Source organism: Paracoccus sp. J55 (assembly GCF_000513975.1).
In the GTDB taxonomy this organism is placed as follows: domain Bacteria; phylum Pseudomonadota; class Alphaproteobacteria; order Rhodobacterales; family Rhodobacteraceae; genus Paracoccus.
Window position 1 is genome coordinate 159,589 of sequence record NZ_AZVA01000003.1, and the last position, 18,305, is coordinate 177,893.

The following is an 18,305-nucleotide window of genomic DNA, read 5'->3' on the forward strand; positions in this document are numbered from 1 at the left end:
CGTCACTGGTCGCAGATCTCCTGCAGGGCGATCCATTCGCGGTCGTTCAGCACCGGCCGGGGCTCGGCGGTGCGGAAGGGGTCGGCCTCGATCAGGCCCAGCACCGCCTCTCCGGTCGGGTCCAGCGAACGGGCGTAGGGCTCGCTCGAAATGCCGGCGCGGGTGAAATAGGCCAGCAGCGGCTCGTCCTCCGGGCGCGGCACCGGGTCGGCCAGCAGCTTCTCGCCATAGCCGGCCAGGGATTTCGCCGGCAGCGTGCCCGCGGTCAGCAGGTGAAAGGTGGCGCGCGGCCCGGCATGGCGCAGCGCCGCCAGCATCGGGTCGTCGCGCACCGCCGCGGCCTGCGCGGCCAGGATATGGCCGGCCGCCACCTCGGGAGTCATCTGCCCCTCGATCAGATCCTCGCCGATGACGGTGATCGGGCCGGGCAGGCGGATGGCGCCGCGCAGCGTCGCCGGCAGCACGGCGATCTGCGCATCCGGGCCGATCAGCCGCATCGCCAGCTTCTGCCGCACCATGTCGCCCGCCGGGCGCGAGCAGGGGCTGCCGGTGGTCTTGGCGATCTCGGCCAGAACCATGCGCCCGATCTCGGCCCGCTGCGCCGGGGGGGCGATGTCGGCGGCATGGCGCACCAGGGCCGGCGGCACCCAGAACACCGCCAGCAGCGCCATGACCGCCGCCGCGCCCAGCATCAGCCCGCCGCGCAGCCGGCCGGGATGCGGCTTGCTGGCCTCGATCACCTGATGCACCTTGGATATGGCCGAGATCATCAGCTCGTCGTCGATTTCCAGCTCTTCGCCGGCATCGGCGCCCCCCGGGGCGTAGCGCGCCGGCAGCTTGCCGGGATTGAGCCGCGTCACCGCCGGCAGCGACCAATGCGCCAGCGGCACCTCGGAGCGCGGATCGGTCAGCACCAATGTCGCGTCGCCGAACGAGACGATGACGTCGCGCAACTGCGATTGGGGCGTCTCGCGCCAGATTCCTGCGGCTTCCAGCCGTTGATATTGGTTCAGCGCCGTCATGTCCGCGCCATCGGCCCCTGCTGTCCTGTCCCGACCATAAGCCAAGCCGGGCGCCGGTCAACTCTGCCCGCTGTCACGATAATTCGCCTTGCGCAAGCCCCCGGGACGGTCCGTGCGGGCGCGGGCGCGCAGCCCGGAAAACCGCGGCGCCTTCCCGGCCCGATCAGGCCCCGGCTTGCGCCGCAGCGGATCGCCCCTACCACAAGGCTGCCGGCCTGCGCTGCGGGGCGCAAAGGCAGGTCCGGGCAGCCGGGCAGAGGGTTTCCCGGTCCCAGTAGCCCCGCCCGCGCCCCGCGCCGGCACGGGCGCCATGCCGGGCCGGGCCATGGCTGGCCGCGGGTCCGCAGGCGAGGGAACGGCCCGGCGGGCTGCAAATGCGGCTCAGGCGGTTTCGGGCACCGTCATGCCGCGCTCGCGCGCCAGTTCGCGGATGCGGTTCTGCAGCTTCTCGAAGGCGCGGACCTCGATCTGGCGGATGCGCTCGCGTGAGACGTCGTAGCGCGTCGAAAGATCCTCCAGCGTCATGGGGTCGTCGCGCAGGCGGCGCTCCATCAGGATGTCCTTTTCGCGGTCGTTCAGCACGTCCATGGCGGCGATCAGCATCTCGCGCCGCGCCGACAACTCGTCGGCCTCGGCGAATGCCTCGGCCTGGTTGGCGTCCTCGTCCTCCAGCCAGTCCTGCCATTGCGCCGTCGATTCCCCGTCGCCCGAGCCCACCGTCGCATTCAGCGAGGCGTCGCCGCTGGACAGGCGGCGGTTCATGTCGATGACCTCCTGCTCGGTCACGTTCAGGTCATGGGCGATCTGGGTGACGTTTTCCGGGCGCAGGTCGCCTTCCTCCAGCGCGCCCAGCTTGGACTTGGCCTTGCGCAGGTTGAAGAACAGCTTCTTCTGCGCCGAGGTGGTGCCCATCTTCACCAGCGACCAGGACCGCAGGATGTATTCCTGGATCGAGGCGCGGATCCACCACATGGCATAGGTGGCGAGTCGGAAGCCCTTTTCCGGATCGAAGCGTTTCACCGCCTGCATCAGGCCGACATTCGCCTCGGAGATCACCTCGGCCTGCGGCAGGCCGTAGCCGCGATAGCCCATCGCGATCTTGGCGGCGAGCCGCAGGTGGCTCGTCACCAGCTTCTGGGCCGCCTCGGCGTCCTGATGGTCCACCCAGGCCTTGGCCAGCATGTATTCCTCCTCCGGTTCCAGCAGGGGAAACTTGCGGATCTCCTGCAGGTAGCGGTTGAGGCCCTGTTCGGGGCTGGGTGCCGGAAGGTTGGTGTAGTTCGCCATCTGAAAATTCCCTGTCCCGCGCTTTGGCGGGTAATTGTGAACGCTATCGGCGGGGCCCGGGTTCCGTCAGCCCGGTGCGTCGCGCAATCTGGCCAGCAGTCCGGCCATGTCGGGCGGCAGCGGGCTGGCGAAGGACAGCGTCTGGCCGCTGACCGGATGTTCGAAGCCCAGCTCGGCCGCGTGCAGGGCCTGACGGGGAAAGGCGGCGACGGCTGCGGCGGCATCCGCCCCCAGCGCCCTGGCCGAGGCCCGCCTTGCGCCACCATAGACCGGGTCGCCCACCAGGCCCAATCCCGCATGGGCCATGTGCACGCGGATTTGATGGGTGCGGCCGGTTTCCAGCCGGCATTCGACCAGCATGGCGGCGGGGGGCGTGCCGAAGGTCTCGATCACCCGGGCGCGGGTCACGGCGTGGCGGCCGTTCCGGAAGCTGACCGCCTGGCGCTGCCGGTCGCCGGGGTGGCGGCCGATCAGCGTGGCGATGCGCAGCACGCCGCCCGGCTCGAAGCCCAGGCCCGGCAGGCCGCGCAGCCGCGCATCGGCCGGGTCGATCATGCCATGCGCGATGGCCAGATAACGCCGCCGCGCGCTGTGATCGGCGAATTGCCGGGCCAGCCCCTGATGCGCGCGGTCGGTCTTTGCCACCACCAGCAGGCCCGAGGTCTCCTTGTCGATCCGGTGCACGATGCCGGGCCGGGCGGTGCCGCCGATCCCCGACAGGCTGCCCGCGCAATGCGCGAGCAGCGCGTTGACCAGCGTCCCCGAGGGTGCGCCGGGCGCGGGATGCACCACCATGCCGGCGGGCTTGTCCACGACGATCAGCTCCGCGTCCTCATAGGCGATGCTCAGCGGGATCGGCTCGGGCCGTGCGTCCAGGGCCTCGGGCTCGCCGATTTCGACCAGGTAATCGCCGGTCTCGGCCCGGGCCTTGCCGTCGGTCACGCGCCCCGAGGGCCCGGTGACCGCGCCCTCGGCGATCAGCTTGGCCAGGCGCGAGCGCGACAGCGCCGCCTGCTCTGGCGCGGCAAGGGCAAGCGCCTTATCAAGGCGCTCGGACAGACCTTCGGGAATGGTGATAAGGATTTCGGCCATGGCACGGGATGATAGGCTGGACGGCGGGCCAGAGGAAGCGCTGCCGATGCTGCGCTGGCTGCGCTTTCTGGTGACCGCGCTGGCGGCGGTGATGGGCTTGGGCGTTCTGGTGATCGCGGCGCTGCTGTGGCTGCGCCTGTCGCAGCCGCCGCTGCCGGAACTGCCCGGGCAGGTCGTATTGCCCGAAGGCGCGAGACCCGCCGCCGTCACCTTCGCCCGCGACTGGCTGGTGGTGGTGACCGAGACGGGCGAGGTGCTGCTTTACGACAAGCAGGGCCGGCTGCGCGAAACCGTTCAGCCCTGATCGCCGCCGGTCTCTGCCGTGCCGCCGCCAAGCGGGCCGGTCGGAGTGACCGAGACGACGCCCTTGCCCTCGAGCGCATCCAGGCGGGCGCGCAGCTCGGCATTCTCGGTCCGGGCCTTGATCGCCATCTCGCGCACGGCCTCGAATTCCTCGCGGGTGACGAAGTCGCGGTCGGCCAGCCAGCGGTCGATCCAGCTGTTGAAGGCGGTCTGCGCCTCGTCCTTGGCGCCCTGGGCCACGCCCATGGCATTGGTCATCAATTTCGAGAGATCGTCGAGAAAGCGGTTGTTCGCGGTCATGGCGGGCCTTTCGGTTCAGCGTCGGCCCCTATATGGCCCTGCCGGGGCCGCTGTTCAATTGCCTGACGGCGGCGGTTGACACCGGGCCGCCCCCGCGTAGCCTGCCCGCGCCGAAACGAGGAGCCCATGATCCCCTTTCCCGACATCTCGCCCGAGATCTTCACCATCCATCTTTTCGGCATGGATTTCTCGCTGCGCTGGTATGCCTTGGCCTATCTGGCCGGGCTGCTGATCGGCTGGCGCATCATCGTGGCATTGATGCGGCGCCCGCGGCTTTGGGGCGACGCCGCGCCGATGCGCCCCGAGCAGGTCGAGGAATTGCTGACCTGGGTGATCGTCGGCGTGGTGCTGGGCGGGCGTCTGGGCTTCGTGCTGTTCTACGAGCCGGGCTACTACCTGGCCAATCCCGGGCAGATCCCGGTGATCTGGCAGGGCGGCATGTCCTTTCACGGCGGATTCCTCGGTGTGGTGCTGGCTTCCTGGTGGTTCTGCCGGCGGCACGGCATCCCGGCGCTGCGCCTGGCCGATGCGCTGTCGGTGGCGACGCCGGTCGGGCTGGGGCTGGGCCGGCTGGCGAATTTCATCAATGCCGAGCTGTGGGGCCGGCCGACCGATGCGCCCTGGGGCGTGATCTTCCCGGGCGAGGCGGCGCAGATGTGCCCCGGCGTCACCGGCCCCTGCGCCCGGCATCCAAGCCAGCTTTACGAGGCCGGGCTGGAAGGGGTGCTGCTGGCGCTGGTGCTGGTGCTGCTGGTGCGCTCCGGCGGGCTGCGCCGGCCGGGGCAGGCGCTGGGGGTTTTCGTGATGGGCTACGGCCTGTCGCGCTTCGTGGTCGAGTTCTTCCGCCAGGCCGATGCGCAATTCATCACCCCCGACAATCCGCTGGGCCATGTGCTGGGCGGGCCGGTCTGGGGCGTGACCATGGGGCAGCTGCTGTCGCTGCCCATGGTTCTGGTCGGGCTGGCCTTCCTGATCCGTGCCCGCGCACGGCCGGCCATCGCGCCGGGCGCCGCATGACGCCGCTGGCGCGGATCATCGCCGCGCGCATCCGGCTGTCCGGGCCGATGCGGCTGGACGACTACATGCGGCTGTGCCTGCTGCATCCCGAGCATGGCTATTACGCGACCCGCGATCCTTTCGGCGCCGGCGGCGATTTCACCACCGCGCCCGAGATCAGCCAGATGTTCGGCGAGATGGTCGGGCTGGCGCTGGCGCAGGCCTGGCTGGACCAGGGCAGCCCCGCGCCCTTCACCCTGGCCGAGCTGGGACCCGGCCGCGGCACGCTGATGGCCGATATCCTGCGCGCGATCCGTGGGGTGCCCGGCATGCGCGAGGCGGCGCAGGTGGTCCTGGTCGAGGCATCGCCGCATCTGCGCCGGGTGCAGCGCGAGACGCTGGGCGATATCAGCCATCTGGACGATGCGGCGCAGCTGCCGCAGGCGCCGCTGTTCCTGGTCGCGAACGAGTTCTTCGACGCGCTGCCCATCCGGCAGTTCCGGATGGGCGGGCAGGGCTGGGCCGAGCGGGTGGTGACCTTGGGCCCGGAGGAGGGGCTGGCGCTGGGGCTGGCTGCGGTGGATGGGCAGGGCGCTGCGCCGGAGCGCATCCTGCGGCCCGCGCCGCAAGGGGTGATCCGCGAGTTCTGTCCCGCGGCCGGGCCGATCGTCTCGGCGCTGGCCGGGCGGATCGCGGCGCATGGCGGCTGCGCCCTCGTCATCGACTATGGCGGCTGGGACGGGCAGGGCGACACCTTCCAGGCCCTGCGCCGGCACCGCCCCGAGGACCCGCTGGCGCATCCGGGCGAGGCCGACCTGACCGCGCATGTCGATTTCGCGCCCCTGGCCTGGGCGGCGCGGGCGGCCGGGGCCCGCGTCTCTTGCATGGCGACGCAGGGCGAATGGCTGCTGCGGCTGGGGATCGCGCAGCGCGCCCAGCGTCTGGCGGCGGCCGGGGACGGCGGCGCCATGGCTGCGCTTCATCGCTTGACCGCGCCCGGCGAAATGGGTCACCTGTTCAAGGTGCTGGCCTTCTGGGCTCGCCATGCGCCCGTGCCTGCCGGATTCGAGCCCCTGGACGACGATGCAGACGACGCTTGAGATCCTGACCCATCCGCTGCTCGCCTCGGTGCGGCACGGCTTCTTCACCCGGCGCGGCGGCGCCTCCTCGGGCCTGTTCGCGGGGCTGAACTGCGGCTACGGCTCCAGCGACCAGGGCGAGATCGTGAGCATCAACCGCGCCCGCGTGGCCGAGGCGATGGGCGTGCCGCCGGGCCGGCTGACAACCGTGCATCAGGTCCATTCCGCCGAGGTCGCGGTGCTGCGTGCCGGCGACGAACCGGCCGATTTCGCACAGATCCGCGCCGACGGCATCGTCACCGACCGGCCGGGCGCGGCCCTGGCGGTGCTGACGGCGGATTGCCAGCCGATCCTGCTGGCCGACCCCCAGGCCGGGGTGATCGGCGCCGTCCATGCCGGCTGGCGCGGCGCGCTGTCCGGGGTGATCGAGGCGACGGTGGGGGCGATGAACGACCTGGGCGCCAGCCGCATCCGCGCGGTGATCGGCCCGACGATCAGCCAGCGCGCCTATGAGGTCGGCGAGGATTTCATGGACGCGTTCCTGGTCGAGGACCCGGATTACCACCGCTTCTTCGCCGGCGGGCCGAACGGGCGGCCGATGTTCGACCTGCCCTCCTTCGGCCTGATGCGGCTGCGCGAGGCCGGGGTGGAGGCGGAATGGACCGGGCACTGCACCTATTCCGACCCGGAGCGGTTCTTCTCCTATCGCCGCAGCACGCATCAGAACCAGGCGGATTACGGGCGGCTGATCTCGGCCATCGCGTTGGAGGGAGAGGGGGTGTTTGACAAATAATGGCGAGAAACTGGAGAAGCAGACAATTCCGTCGGCAGCCCGCTGAAAGATGGGTTATGTATCGCTTGGTCATGCCTATTGTCGACGAGGCTTGCGCTTTGAACGGACTCGAGTCTTACTTTGAATATTTCAAACCCAACGGACCGAATAGGCGTTTGTCGGTCGATATAGCGCTAGTCGATGGTAATGAGCGCCCGATCTGGATGATCGAAGCAAAAAAAATTTCCCGCACTCTCAATCCAGGTTTTGTTACTCCTTATTTGACCCGTGGAGAGATGGGAGTGGTGTCCAACGGAGAGTATTGGGTTTTCTGTATCGATGGCGAAACTACGACCGTAGGCCCGATCTTAGATGCGGACGGATATATTATTCCTAACGAAGTCGATCGGATTGTTTCCACGCTTTTTCAGGTGACTCCTAGCGATGCGAAGGCTGCGCTAAATGGGTGGAAAACGGGGTGGTCGGGATATAACATAGAGAACAAGCAAAATGTTTGGCGGCTCGGGAAAGGCACTGTTGAACGAGTATTTGCTAAAAAAATGAAGACGGATAGTCTTCAGGAGGCGGTGGGTGCCATTCTTGCAACATCCACGGCGATTAAGCCGGAAACGCCGCTTGAGAAATTTCTTCTTATGCTGCAGGAGCGAGATATAGAAATCCCAGAAGGCTACATCGAGTTCAGTGTAAGCAGGCTTGTATGGAGATTGGCAGACGGACGCCGTGGTTTTCGGATATTGTTGTCTGGAAAACAGCTGGAGATGCTAATCCACAGTGATATTGTTGGTTCTGTTGGCGAAGAAAGAATCACTGCACAGGCAAAAATGCACGATAAGAATGATAAAATGATTCTATATAAGGCGAGCACCGATGCGGAGCTTGCGAGCCTCCTCGCAATTTTTACCGGTGACTAGATAGTCGGGTGGTCGGGCTGGTTCATACTGGTCAGCCCCTCACCCCAGCGCCGCCGCCCGTTCCTCGACCACGCTGAAGGGCACGCCCGGCTCGTCCTTGGCGCAGCGGATCACCAGCGAGGTCTTGACCGAGGCCACGTTCGGCGCCGCCGTCAGCTTCTCGGTCAGGAACCGCTGGAAGCTGGTCAGGTCGGGCGAGACGCATTTCAGGATGAAGTCGATCTCGCCGTTCAGCATGTGGCACTCGCGCACCAGCGGCCATTCGCAGGCCAGCGCCTCGAAGGCCGACAGGTCGCGCTCGGACTGGCTGACCAGCCGGACCATGGCAAAGACCTGCACCTCGAATCCCAGCTCGCGGGCGTCGATATCGGCGTGATAGCCGCGGATATAGCCCATCTCCTCCAGCGCGCGGACGCGGCGCAGGCAGGGCGGGGCGGAAATGCCGACGCGGCGGGCCAGCTCGACATTGGTCATGCGGCCATCGGCTTGCAGCTCTGCCAGAATTTTGCGGTCGATTTCGTCAAGTCTGGCGGCGGTCATCTGGTCCCCTGGCTTGCCTTTCCGGCAAAAAACATGCCGGAAACTATCCCGCGGGGCCGGATTGCGCAACATTCTTTCCACCGCTGCGCGAGGGGGCCTTATGGATTGCATGCCGGGCCGGCGGTGATTAGCTAAGGCTTCGCCAAGCGAAAGGTCCCTGCCATGTCCCATGCCCCTGCCGAGATTGCCGCCGATGCCAGCCTGCCCGCGCATAGCCGCGTGCTGATCGTGGGCTCGGGCCCGGCCGGCTATACCGCCGCCGTCTATGCCGCGCGCGCGATGCTGTCGCCGGTGCTGATCCAGGGTATGCAGCCGGGCGGCCAGCTGACCATCACCACCGAGGTCGAGAACTGGCCCGGCGAGACCGAGATCCAGGGCCCCGACCTGATGGTCAGGATGGAGGCGCATGCCCGCGCCATGGGCGCCCGCGTCTTTGTCGATACGGTGACCAGGCTGGACCTGAAGCAGCGGCCCTTTGTCGCGGAACTCGATTCGGGCGCGCGCATCACGGCGGATGCGGTGATCCTGGCCACCGGCGCACAGGCGCGCTGGCTGGGCCTGCCCAGCGAGGAGAAGTTCAAGGGATTCGGCGTCTCGGCCTGCGCCACCTGCGACGGATTCTTCTATCGCAACCGCGAGGTCGTGGTGGTCGGCGGCGGCAACACCGCGGTCGAGGAGGCGCTGTTCCTGACCAATTTCGCCAGCAAGGTCACGCTGGTCCATCGCCGCGACAGCCTGCGGGCGGAAAAGATCCTGCAGGAGCGGCTGTTCCGCAATCCCAAGGTCGCGATCCTGTGGGATCACGAACTGGTCGAGGTGCAGGGCGACGACCAGCCGCTGGGCGTGACCGGCGTGCGCCTGCGCCATGTCCGGCAGGGGACCGAACAGGTGGTGCCGGCGGACGGCGTCTTTGTCGCCATCGGCCATGCGCCGGCCTCGGAACTGGTCAAGGACCAGCTGGAGCTGCATCACGGCGGCTATGTCAAGGTCGAGCCGGGCAGCACCCGGACCTCGATCCCCGGCGTTTTCGCCGCCGGCGACCTGACCGACCACATCTATCGCCAGGCGGTGACCAGCGCCGGCATGGGCTGCATGGCGGCGCTGGACGCCGAACGCTACCTGGCCGAGCACGACATGGCCGGCGAGCCGAACCCCCATGCGGCCGAGATCCCGGCCTGAGGCCGGGCCGCGGCCCTTTCCAGCGCGAGCTTGCCGATGACCCTGCTGCCGCATCATGCCCCGATCCGGGCGCTGCATGTCAGCCCCGAGGCCGGCCAGAAGCTGCGCGCCGAGGCCGGGCGCATGCCGGCCTGCCGGCTGACCGGGCGGCAACTGGCCGATCTGCAATTGCTGGTGAGCGGCGGCTTCGCTCCGCTGCGCGGTTTCCTGACCCGGGCGGATCACGATGCGGTGCTGGACCGGATGCGGCTGGCCTCGGGCACCCTGTGGCCGGTGCCGGTGGTGCTGGATGTCGGCGCGGATTTCGCCGGGACGGTCGAGCCGGGCGAGGATATCGCGCTCTGCGATCCCCAGGGCGCGGTCATGGCCATCCTGTCCCTGACCGACAAATGGCACCCGGACAAGACACGCGAGGCCGAAAGCCTGTTCGGCACCGCCGATCCGGCCCATCCGGGCGTCGCATGGCTGCAACGGGAGGTCGGGCCGGTCTATCTGGGCGGGCCGGTCAAGGGGCTGGATCCTGCTGGGGAGACTGGCCGCGGACCGAACGGCCTGCGGGCGGATTTCCGTCAGCGGGGCTGTCCGCGCGTACTGGCCTGCGATCCGGCGGATGAGGTCGCCGCCGGGCATGCCGCGCGCCGGATCGAAGCCGAATTGCTGGCGACTGCCGGTGCGCCCACCCGACATGCCGGCGCGCGCGAGGCGCTCTGGCAGGCGCTGATCCGCCGCAATCACGGCGCGACGCATCTGCTCGCGCCCCGTGATCCGGCGGCGCTGGCGCTGCTGCGCGATCATTGCGAGGAATTGGGCCTGACGCTGGTCGGGCCGGAGGCCGGCGAGGACGCCGCTTCCTGAGACCGTCCCGACCTGAAGGCGAGGGGGCCGGGGGGCGCGAAGGCGCTCGGCTTTTCCTGCAGCCGAGGGCCGGCTCACGCAGCGCCGGCAGGAATGCCGCGCGCCGTCATGAATCAAGGCGCGGCCTGTGCGGAACCGCGCGCCGGTCCGCCAGCCCAGCCCCGTCCGCCTGGGCTTGGGGCTTCGGCGGGCCGGTGGGATGGCGCGCGGATTGGGGCTTGGCGACGGCCTGCCGCCCCGGCGGGTCAGTGCACGCTGACCGGGGTCAGCTCGTTCTGGCGGGCCAGCAGGAAGGCCAGGCTGCGGTCCTTGACCAGGGCCAGCCGCTCTCCGTCCGCGCCGTGCACGGCGTAAAGCGCATCGGCACCGGGCACCTGGCGGCGCACCTCGTCGGGCAGGCTGTCCATGGCGACGCGGCGGATATAGACGATGTTGCCCGTGTTCTCCGGGCCGAAATCGAATTTCTCGTTCATTTGCGATCCCCTTTCACTTGCGGCTGATCGGTATGGTCTGCACGATGCTGTCGGGCACGGAGCGGCGCAGGTCGATGTTCAGAAGCCCGTTTTCCAGGCCCGCCGACACCACCTCGACCCCGTCCGCCAGCACGAAGCTGCGCTGGAAGGCGCGGGCGGCGATGCCCCGATGCAGGAACACCCGCTCGTCATCCGCCTCGGCCTGACGGCCGCGAATCACCAGCTGGCGATCCTCCAGGGTGATCGACAGGTCATCTTCGGAAAAACCCGCCACGGCCAGCGTGATGCGAAAGCCGTTCGGCCCCTGGTGTTCGATATTGTAGGGCGGATAGCCCTCGGCGCCCTTGGCGGCGCGTTCGGCCAGACGCTCCAGCTGGTCGAACCCCAGCAGGAACGGATGAGCGGCCAGACTGATCTTGGTCATTCCCAAGCCCTTTGCATCAAAGCGACTGTCGGCCGGACCCCGGAATGGCGATCCGGCAAGACCAATATGTGAACGGAGACGCCCCGGCGCAAGATGCAGGCGCAGCATTAACCGCAGATCAGCAAACCCATTAACAGCGCGTTAACGGTGGGTTATAACCGCAGGAGTCCAGCCCGAGGCCCGACATGAACGCCCAATACGAAATGTCCCATGAAGAGATCACCCGTGCCCGGCTGGAGGTCCTGCGGCGCGAGCACCGGGACCTGGACGAGGCCATCGCCGCGCTCTCCGAGCAGAGCCTGACCCATTCGCTGACCCTGCAGCGCCTGAAAAAGCAGAAGCTGGCGCTGAAGGACCGCATCGCCCGGCTCGAGGACGAGCTGACCCCCGACATCATCGCCTGATTGCATGATCCCGCCCGGCGCTGTAGGGCGGGGCGCAAAAAGGGGGTCGAGCCATGGAAAAAGCCGCCGAAACACCCGCCGGCACGCCCGTCGGCATCATCATGGGCAGCCAGTCCGACTGGCCGACCATGCGCGAGGCCGCCGCCATCCTGGACGCGCTGGGCATCGCCTACGAGGCCCGGATCGTTTCCGCGCATCGCACGCCGGACCGGCTGTGGGACTATGGCAAGACGGCGGTGGCGCGGGGGCTCAAGGTGATCATCGCCGGCGCCGGCGGCGCCGCGCATCTGCCGGGCATGATGGCCAGCAAGACCCGGGTGCCGGTGATCGGCGTGCCGGTGCAGACCAAGGCGCTGTCGGGCGTCGATTCGCTTTATTCCATCCTGCAGATGCCCAAGGGCTATCCGGTCGCGACCATGGCCATCGGCGCGGCGGGTGCCGCCAATGCCGGGCTGATGGCGGCGGGAATCCTGGCGATTTCCGACCCCGTGCTGGCGGCGCGGCTGGAGGCCTGGCGCCAGGCGCTCAGCGATTCCATCCCCGAGGAGCCCAAGGATGAGTGAACTGAAACCCGGCGCCACCATCGGCATCCTGGGCGGCGGGCAGCTGGGCCGCATGCTCTCGGTCGCGGCCAGCCGGCTGGGCTATCGCTGCCATGTCTACGAGCCGGGCGCCGCGCCGGCGGGCGACGTGGCGCATCGGCTGACCACCGCGCCCTATGAGGACGAGGCGGCGTTGCGCGCCTTCGCCGAATCGGTCGATGTCATCACCTATGAATTCGAGAACGTGCCGACGGCGGCGCTGGACCTGCTGGAATCGATCCGTCCGATCCGGCCGAACCGCCGCGCCCTGGCAATCTCGCAGGACCGGCTGAGCGAAAAGGACTTCCTGACCGGCATCGGCTTGCGCACCGCGCCCTATCGCAATGTCGAAACCGAATCCGACCTGCCCGCGGCGCTGGGGGAACTGGGCGCGCCCGCGATCCTCAAGACCCGGAGGCTGGGCTATGACGGCAAGGGGCAGATCCGCTTTTCCGATACCGGGCAGCGCGACTGGACCGGCGCCCCCTCGGTGCTGGAGGGGTTCGTGGAGTTTTCGGCCGAGATCAGCGTCATCGTCGCGCGCGGCGCGGACGGGCAGGTCGCGGCCTATGATCCGGGCCTGAACGTGCACCGCGAGGGCATCCTGCGCACCACCACCGTGCCTTGCGGGTTGCCGGCCGGCCTGCTGACCGATGCGGTGCTGATCGCGGCGCGCATCGTCAATGCGCTGGACTATATCGGCGTCATGGGGGTCGAGCTGTTCGTGACCGCGCAGGGGCTGGTGGTGAACGAGATCGCGCCGCGGGTGCACAATTCCGGCCACTGGACGCAGGCCGGCTGCGCCGTGGACCAGTTCGAACAGCATATCCGCGCCGTGGCCGGCCTGCCCTTGGGCGACGGCCAGCGTTACGCGGATGTCGAGATGGAGAACCTGATCGGCGATGACGTGCTGCGCCTGCCCGAGCTGCTGAAGCAGCCGCGCTGCCAGGTCCATCTTTACGGGAAGGGCGAGGCGCGCCCGGGCCGCAAGATGGGCCATGTCAACCGGCTGCGGTAAAGGCGCCTGCCACGCGGTCGAATTCCTCGCGGTTGCCGGGGATGCCCAGGCGGATCCAGCGCGGATGCCAGGGAAAGACGCGGCTCCAGATGCCGGCGCGGGCCAGCAGGTCGCGCGCGCGGGGCGCGTCGGGCGTGTCGTAGAGCCGGAACAGATGCGTGCCGCCCACCAGCGGCCAATGCGGGGTGACGATCTGGTCGAGATGCAGCGCCGCCTCGGACAGCCAGACCACGGTGTCGTCGATCCAGTCCGCGTCGGCCAGCGCCTGCGCGCCGGTCTCCAGCGCCGGGCCGCTGACCGACCAGGGGCCGGCGCGCTCGGCCAGCCGCGCCAGCAGATCGGGGGCGGCGATGGCGAAGCCCAGCCGCAGCCCGGCCAGGCCCCAGAACTTGCCAAAGCTGCGCAGCGCCGTCACGTTATCGGGCCGCGCTGTCGCCACCGACAGGTCGGGGCGCGGATCGGCGAAGCTTTCGTCGACGACCAGATGCCCGACCGTGGCGGCGACGGCGGCGATCTGCGCGGGCGTGAATTCGCGCCCGTCGGGGTTGTTCGGGTTCACGATCACCGCCAGATCGGCGCCCTCCAGCGCCGCCGGGTCACTCGGCTCGGCCACCGCCCAGCCGGCGGCGCGCAGGCTGGCGGCGTGTTCGTTATAGGTCGGCGACAGCACCGCCGCGCGCCGGCCCGCCAGCACATGCGGCAGCAGCTGGATCGCCGCCGAGGCGCCGGCCAGCGGCAGCACCTGGTCCGGCGGACAGCCGAATCGGGCGGCGGCCGCGGCGCAGAGCCGGGCGGTATCGGCGCGGGTCGGCAGGGCGGTCAGGGCATGGGGCGAAAGCGGCCCGGCAGGCCAGGGCCGGCGGTTGATTCCCGTGGACAGGTCGATCCAGTCCGCCCGCCCGAAGCGGCTGGCCGCCTTGTCGATATCGCCGCCGTGGTCGCGCATCTCTGCTCCTCCCTCGGGCGTCCTTGAACCTGCAGGAAAGCCCGGGGTCAAGCGGCGGAGGCTGGCTGTCGTGCGCCGGTAACGGAATTTTCGCTTTACACCCTCGTGGAACCGGCACACGATATGTTGTAGGCACATTCCGGAAACTACGCCGGGTGTAGTCGGGGCCACCAAGAGTTGGGGCCGAGGGTTGAGGTTCGACCTTGCTCCGCTCGCAGACAGGCAGGGGGACAGGATATGGCACAGCTGGACTTCATCCATAGCGATGACATCCATCCCATCGACATCGTGGAAACCGTCGCGGCGCATCACGAATGGGACTTCGACCGTCTGGCCGAGGACCAGATCGCCATGGCGGTCGAGGGGCAATGGCGCAGCTATTCGATCACGCTGGCCTGGTCGCCGCGCGAGGAAGTGCTGCGGCTGATCTGCACCTTCGACATGGACCCTCCGGCCGAGAAGCTGCCGGCGCTTTACGAGGTGCTGAACCTGGCCAACGATCAGGTCTGGGACGGCGGCTTCACCTTCTGGTCGCCGCAGAAGCTGATGGTCTGGCGCTACGGGCTGGTGCTGTCGGGCGAGGCCATCGCCAGCCCCGAGCAGATCGACCAGATGATCGGCAATGCCATCCTGGCCTGCGAGCGGTTCTATCCCTGCTTCCAGCTGGCCTGCTGGGGCGATGCGACGCCCGATGCCGCCATGGACATCGCCCTGTCCGAGGCCTACGGTCGCGCCTGAATTTCCCGCGCTCCGGCGGGGCAAGGCAAGGGCAGGACTATGGATTTTTCCAAGGTGAACGCGTGCGGGCTGGTGCTGGTCGGCTGCGGCCGCATGGGCGGGGCATTGCTGGACGGCTGGCTGAAGAACGGGCTGGCGGCGGGCGCGGTGCATGTGATCGACCCGCATCCCCGGGCGGAACTGTTGGATCTGGGTATTTCGGTCAACGGCGAATTGCCGGCCGATCCGGCGGTGCTGGTGATCGCCGTCAAGCCGCAGATGATGGCGGATGTGCTGCCGCGGCTTTCGGTCGGGGCGGGGACGCTGGTCATCTCGGTCGCGGCAGGGGTGACGCTGGCGGCCTATGAGGCGGCGTTTCCGGCCGCGCCCATCGTGCGCGCCATGCCGAACACGCCGGCGGCCATCGGCCAGGGCATCACCGCCGTCATCGGCAATGCCAGGGCCGACGAGGTCGAGATGGCGCTGGCCGAGGCGCTGCTTTCCGCCGTCGGCCGCGTCGTGCGGCTGGAGAGCGAGGGCCAGATGGATGCGGTGACGGCGCTGTCCGGCTCGGGTCCCGCCTATGTCTTTCACATGATCGAGGCCATGGCGGCGGCAGGCGAGGCCGAGGGTCTGCCGGCCGGGCTGGCGCTGGAACTGGCGCGGGCCACCGTGGCCGGGGCCGGCGCGCTGGCCGTGCATGAGGACGAGGACCCGGCGAAGCTGCGCGAGGCGGTGACCTCGCCCGGCGGCACCACGGCGGCGGGGTTGAAGGAACTGATGGACCCCGGGACCGGACTGCCGCCGCTGATGCGCCGCACCATAGCGGCCGCCGCCGCGCGGGGGCGGGTGCTGGGGAAATGAGCGAGCCGATCGCCTGGGCGGATTTCGAAAAACTCGAGATCCGCGTCGGCCGCATCACCCGGGCCGAGCCTTTTCCCGAGGCGCGGCGGCCGGCTTTCAAGCTGTGGCTGGATTTCGGGCCGGAGATCGGCGAGCGCAAAAGCTCGGCCCAGATCACCCGGCATTACGCGCCGGACGGGCTGATCGGCCGGCAGGTGCTGGCGGTGGTGAATTTCCCGCCGCGCCAGATCGGCCCCTTCATGTCCGAGGTCCTGGTGCTGGGCCTGCCGGACGAGGAAGGCGAGGTCGTGCTGATCGGCCCGGACCAGCCGGTGCCCCTTGGCGGAAGGATGTATTGATGAAGCTTCTGGTGACGCGCCGCATGACTCAGGCGGCGGAACATGCGCTCTCGGCCCGGTTCGAGACCGAGATCCTGGACCGCAAGGACGGGCTCAGCGTCGACGAGGCGGCGCGGGCGCTGGCCGATTACGACGCGATCATGCCGACGCTGGGAGACCGCTTTGCCGCCGAGGCCTTCCAGGGCCGGCCGCGCTGCCGGTTGCTGGCCAATTTCGGCGCCGGCTACAACCATATCGACGTGGCGGCGGCCGCGGCGGCCGGCATCGCCGTGACCAACACCCCCGATGCCGTGACCGAGGCCACCGCGGACATCGCGCTGACCCTGATCCTGATGACCGCGCGCCGCGCCGGCGAGGGCGAGCGGCTGCTGCGCCGCGGCGACTGGACCGGCTGGGAGCCGACGCAGCTGCTGGGCCGGCATGTCACCGGCTGCACGGTCGGCGTCATCGGCATGGGTCGCATCGGCAAGGCCATCGCCCGGCGCTGCCATTACGGCTTCGGCATGGATGTGATCTTTCACAACCGCTCGATGGTGTCGTCGCTGGACTTCCCGGCCCGGCAGGTGGCGGATCTGGACGAACTGCTGGCGCAGTCGGATTTCGCCGTCGTCGCCGTGCCCGGCGGCGCCGAGACCCGCCACATGATCGGCGCCCGCGCGCTGGAACGGCTGGGGCCGCGCTCCTACCTGATCAACATCGCCCGCGGCGACGTGGTCGAAGAGGCGGCGCTGGTCGAGGCGCTGGCGCAGGGCCGGATCGCCGGGGCGGGGCTGGATGTCTACGAGTTCGAGCCCCGTGTCGCGCCCGCGCTCTGCGCCATGGAGAACGTGACCCTGCTGCCGCATCTGGGCACCGCCGCCGAGGAGGTGCGCACCGCCATGGCCATGCGGGCGATGAACAATCTGGTCGCCTTTGCCGAGGGGCACGCCCTGCCGGACCGGGTGAACTGATGGCGCCGCGCGACCGCGCCTTGGCGCTGATCCGCGCCGGCATCGCCGCCGCCGATCCCGCCGCGGCGGTGGCGCGCGGCATGGCCGAGGTGCTGGCCGATCCGCCGGAACCTGGCGGGCGATGGCAGGTGATCGCCGTCGGCAAGGCCGCCCGCGCCATGGCCCGGGCGGCGCTGCAGGCGCTGCCGGGGGCCGAGGCGCTGGTGGTGACCAATGCCGGCAACGACGCGGCCCTGCCCGGCGCGCGGGTCATGCGCGCCGGCCATCCGCAGCCCGACGCCGATGGCGCGGCGGCGGCCGAGGCGGTGATCGCCATGCTATCGGCCGCCGGGCCGCAGGACCGGGTGCTGGCGCTGATCTCGGGCGGCGGCTCGGCCATGCTGCCGGCGCCGGCCGAGGGCATGACGCTGGCCGACAAGCAGGCGGTGAACCGGCTGCTTTTGGCCTCGGGCGCGGATATCGCGCAGGTGAACCTGATCCGGCAGGGCCTGTCGCGGCTCAAGGGCGGCGGCTGGCTGCGGCTGTCGCGGGCGCCGGTGACGGCGCTGATCCTGTCCGATGTGCCGGGGGACGACCTGCGGGTGATCGCTTCGGGGCCGACGGTCGCACCGGTGGGCACCCGGGCGCAGGCGGCCGATCTGGCGCGCGGGCTGGGCATCTGGGAGCGGATGCCCGAGGCGGCACGGGCGGCGCTCAAGCGCCCCGAGGATCGCCGCACCTTGCCTGCGGCCAGGAACACCCTCGTCGGCTCGAACGCGCTGTCGGTGGCGGCCATGGTCGAGGCGGGGGCCGATCCCGCGCCGCTGCCGCTTCAGGGCGACGTGCAGGATTGCGCGAAGGCGATCTGGGCGCTGGCGCCAGGGCTGCATCCCGGCCAGGCGCTGGCTTTCGGGGGCGAGACCACGGTGAAGCTGGCCGGCGACGGCATGGGCGGGCGCAACCAGGAACTGGCCCTGCGCCTGGCGCTGCTGGCCGAGGCGCAGCCGGCGGGTTTCGACTGGACCTTCGCCGCGGTCGGCAGCGACGGGCGCGACGGACCGGGCGAGGCGGCGGGCGGGCTGGTCGGTCCCGCCACGCCCCAGGCGATCCGGGCGGGCGGCATCGACCCCGTCGCGGCGCTGGCCCGCAACGATTCCACCCCGGCGCTGGCCGCCGGCGACGCGCTGGTGGTGACCGGCGCCACCGGCACCAATGTCGCCGACCTGGCAGTGCTGGTGCGCGCCTGAAGGGGCG

At 69.5% G+C, this 18,305-nt stretch carries 23 protein-coding genes; 15 read left to right on the forward strand and 8 right to left on the reverse strand.

The window, feature by feature from the left end; translation table 11 throughout:
* Window positions 1-2: 2 nt before the first annotated feature.
* The 3 genes from PARJ55_RS0104690 to PARJ55_RS0104700 form a co-directional block, all read right to left on the reverse strand.
* A complete protein-coding gene (locus PARJ55_RS0104690) occupies window positions 3-1,022 on the reverse strand; it encodes a hypothetical protein (protein WP_028711964.1) in 1,020 nt (339 codons plus the stop codon).
* 381 nt (window positions 1,023-1,403) lie between these two features.
* Window positions 1,404-2,309 carry an RNA polymerase sigma factor RpoH gene (gene rpoH / locus PARJ55_RS0104695; protein ID WP_028711965.1) on the reverse strand — a complete coding sequence of 302 codons (906 nt, stop codon included), beginning with the start codon at window positions 2,307-2,309 and terminating at the stop codon, window positions 1,404-1,406.
* Window positions 2,310-2,375: 66 nt separating this feature from the next.
* On the reverse strand, window positions 2,376-3,401 hold the full coding sequence (locus PARJ55_RS0104700) for a pseudouridine synthase (RefSeq protein ID WP_028711966.1): 1,026 nt from the start codon (window positions 3,399-3,401) through the stop codon (window positions 2,376-2,378).
* Between PARJ55_RS0104700 and PARJ55_RS0104705 the strand changes: the two genes are divergently transcribed.
* A complete protein-coding gene (locus tag PARJ55_RS0104705; RefSeq protein WP_230378230.1) occupies window positions 3,400-3,705 on the forward strand; it encodes a DUF6476 family protein in 306 nt (101 codons plus the stop codon). The two genes, PARJ55_RS0104700 and PARJ55_RS0104705, sit on opposite strands and share 2 nt — an antisense overlap.
* On the opposite strand, the gene PARJ55_RS0104710 is transcribed toward PARJ55_RS0104705, so the two are convergent.
* A complete protein-coding gene (locus tag PARJ55_RS0104710) occupies window positions 3,696-4,004 on the reverse strand; it encodes an accessory factor UbiK family protein (RefSeq protein WP_028711968.1) in 309 nt (102 codons plus the stop codon). The two genes, PARJ55_RS0104705 and PARJ55_RS0104710, sit on opposite strands and share 10 nt — an antisense overlap.
* Window positions 4,005-4,130: 126 nt before the next feature.
* On the opposite strand from PARJ55_RS0104710, the gene lgt reads away from it, so the two are divergent.
* The 4 genes from lgt to PARJ55_RS23860 are packed head-to-tail and all read left to right on the forward strand — an operon-like array spanning window position 4,131 to window position 7,783.
* Window positions 4,131-5,021 carry a prolipoprotein diacylglyceryl transferase gene (gene lgt, locus PARJ55_RS0104715; RefSeq protein WP_028711969.1) on the forward strand — a complete coding sequence of 297 codons (891 nt, stop codon included), beginning with the start codon at window positions 4,131-4,133 and terminating at the stop codon, window positions 5,019-5,021.
* Window positions 5,018-6,100 (forward strand): class I SAM-dependent methyltransferase, encoded by a 1,083-nt coding sequence (locus PARJ55_RS0104720; RefSeq protein WP_028711970.1) that lies wholly within the window; start codon window positions 5,018-5,020, stop codon window positions 6,098-6,100. Before lgt ends, PARJ55_RS0104720 begins: the two co-directional genes overlap by 4 nt.
* Complete coding sequence (gene pgeF, locus PARJ55_RS0104725) at window positions 6,084-6,872, forward strand: peptidoglycan editing factor PgeF (protein ID WP_028711971.1); 789 nt, start codon at window positions 6,084-6,086, stop codon at window positions 6,870-6,872. Before PARJ55_RS0104720 ends, pgeF begins: the two co-directional genes overlap by 17 nt.
* A gap of 56 nt (window positions 6,873-6,928) precedes the next feature.
* On the forward strand, window positions 6,929-7,783 hold the full coding sequence (locus PARJ55_RS23860; RefSeq protein WP_156929425.1) for a hypothetical protein: 855 nt from the start codon (window positions 6,929-6,931) through the stop codon (window positions 7,781-7,783).
* A gap of 39 nt (window positions 7,784-7,822) precedes the next feature.
* On the opposite strand, the gene PARJ55_RS0104735 is transcribed toward PARJ55_RS23860, so the two are convergent.
* On the reverse strand, window positions 7,823-8,323 hold the full coding sequence (locus tag PARJ55_RS0104735; RefSeq protein ID WP_028711973.1) for an Lrp/AsnC family transcriptional regulator: 501 nt from the start codon (window positions 8,321-8,323) through the stop codon (window positions 7,823-7,825).
* A gap of 162 nt (window positions 8,324-8,485) precedes the next feature.
* Here PARJ55_RS0104735 and trxB point away from each other — a divergent pair, with 162 nt between their 5' ends.
* Window positions 8,486-9,502, forward strand: coding sequence for a thioredoxin-disulfide reductase (gene trxB, locus PARJ55_RS0104740; RefSeq protein ID WP_028711974.1), 1,017 nt, complete (start codon window positions 8,486-8,488; stop codon window positions 9,500-9,502).
* A 36-nt stretch (window positions 9,503-9,538) separates the two neighbouring features.
* Entirely contained in the window at window positions 9,539-10,357 is an 819-nt protein-coding gene (locus PARJ55_RS0104745; RefSeq protein ID WP_036696945.1) for a transcription antiterminator BlgG, read from the forward strand.
* 245 nt (window positions 10,358-10,602) lie between these two features.
* On the opposite strand, the gene PARJ55_RS0104750 is transcribed toward PARJ55_RS0104745, so the two are convergent.
* Both PARJ55_RS0104750 and PARJ55_RS0104755 read right to left on the reverse strand, forming a co-directional pair.
* Window positions 10,603-10,830 (reverse strand): DUF1150 domain-containing protein, encoded by a 228-nt coding sequence (locus PARJ55_RS0104750; protein WP_028711976.1) that lies wholly within the window; start codon window positions 10,828-10,830, stop codon window positions 10,603-10,605.
* A 13-nt stretch (window positions 10,831-10,843) separates the two neighbouring features.
* Window positions 10,844-11,254: an Hsp20 family protein gene (locus PARJ55_RS0104755; protein ID WP_028711977.1), complete on the reverse strand. Its 411-nt coding sequence runs from the start codon at window positions 11,252-11,254 to the stop codon at window positions 10,844-10,846.
* 185 nt (window positions 11,255-11,439) lie between these two features.
* Here PARJ55_RS0104755 and PARJ55_RS0104760 point away from each other — a divergent pair, with 185 nt between their 5' ends.
* Genes PARJ55_RS0104760 through PARJ55_RS0104770 form a run of 3 tightly spaced genes read left to right on the forward strand, consistent with a single transcriptional unit; the run spans window position 11,440 to window position 13,257 of the window.
* Complete coding sequence (locus PARJ55_RS0104760; RefSeq protein ID WP_028711978.1) at window positions 11,440-11,658, forward strand: YdcH family protein; 219 nt, start codon at window positions 11,440-11,442, stop codon at window positions 11,656-11,658.
* Window positions 11,659-11,711: 53 nt separating this feature from the next.
* Window positions 11,712-12,221: a 5-(carboxyamino)imidazole ribonucleotide mutase gene (gene purE, locus PARJ55_RS0104765; protein WP_051416152.1), complete on the forward strand. Its 510-nt coding sequence runs from the start codon at window positions 11,712-11,714 to the stop codon at window positions 12,219-12,221.
* A complete protein-coding gene (locus tag PARJ55_RS0104770) occupies window positions 12,214-13,257 on the forward strand; it encodes a 5-(carboxyamino)imidazole ribonucleotide synthase (RefSeq protein WP_028711980.1) in 1,044 nt (347 codons plus the stop codon). Before purE ends, PARJ55_RS0104770 begins: the two co-directional genes overlap by 8 nt.
* Here PARJ55_RS0104770 and cobD read toward each other — a convergent pair.
* Window positions 13,241-14,203, reverse strand: a complete 963-nt coding sequence (gene cobD, locus PARJ55_RS0104775; protein ID WP_028711981.1) for a threonine-phosphate decarboxylase CobD — start codon at window positions 14,201-14,203, stop codon at window positions 13,241-13,243. The genes PARJ55_RS0104770 and cobD overlap by 17 nt on opposite strands.
* A 237-nt stretch (window positions 14,204-14,440) precedes the next feature.
* On the opposite strand from cobD, the gene PARJ55_RS0104780 reads away from it, so the two are divergent.
* Genes PARJ55_RS0104780 through PARJ55_RS0104800 form a run of 5 tightly spaced genes read left to right on the forward strand, consistent with a single transcriptional unit; the run spans window position 14,441 to window position 18,298 of the window.
* Window positions 14,441-14,941 (forward strand): YbjN domain-containing protein, encoded by a 501-nt coding sequence (locus tag PARJ55_RS0104780; protein WP_028711982.1) that lies wholly within the window; start codon window positions 14,441-14,443, stop codon window positions 14,939-14,941.
* 39 nt (window positions 14,942-14,980) lie between these two features.
* Window positions 14,981-15,784, forward strand: a complete 804-nt coding sequence (gene proC / locus PARJ55_RS0104785) for a pyrroline-5-carboxylate reductase (RefSeq protein ID WP_028711983.1) — start codon at window positions 14,981-14,983, stop codon at window positions 15,782-15,784.
* Window positions 15,781-16,122: a tRNA-binding protein gene (locus tag PARJ55_RS0104790; protein ID WP_028711984.1), complete on the forward strand. Its 342-nt coding sequence runs from the start codon at window positions 15,781-15,783 to the stop codon at window positions 16,120-16,122. Before proC ends, PARJ55_RS0104790 begins: the two co-directional genes overlap by 4 nt.
* A complete protein-coding gene (locus PARJ55_RS0104795) occupies window positions 16,122-17,072 on the forward strand; it encodes a D-glycerate dehydrogenase (RefSeq protein ID WP_028711985.1) in 951 nt (316 codons plus the stop codon). Before PARJ55_RS0104790 ends, PARJ55_RS0104795 begins: the two co-directional genes overlap by 1 nt.
* Complete coding sequence (locus tag PARJ55_RS0104800) at window positions 17,072-18,298, forward strand: glycerate kinase (protein ID WP_028711986.1); 1,227 nt, start codon at window positions 17,072-17,074, stop codon at window positions 18,296-18,298. Before PARJ55_RS0104795 ends, PARJ55_RS0104800 begins: the two co-directional genes overlap by 1 nt.
* Window positions 18,299-18,305 lie beyond the last annotated feature (7 nt).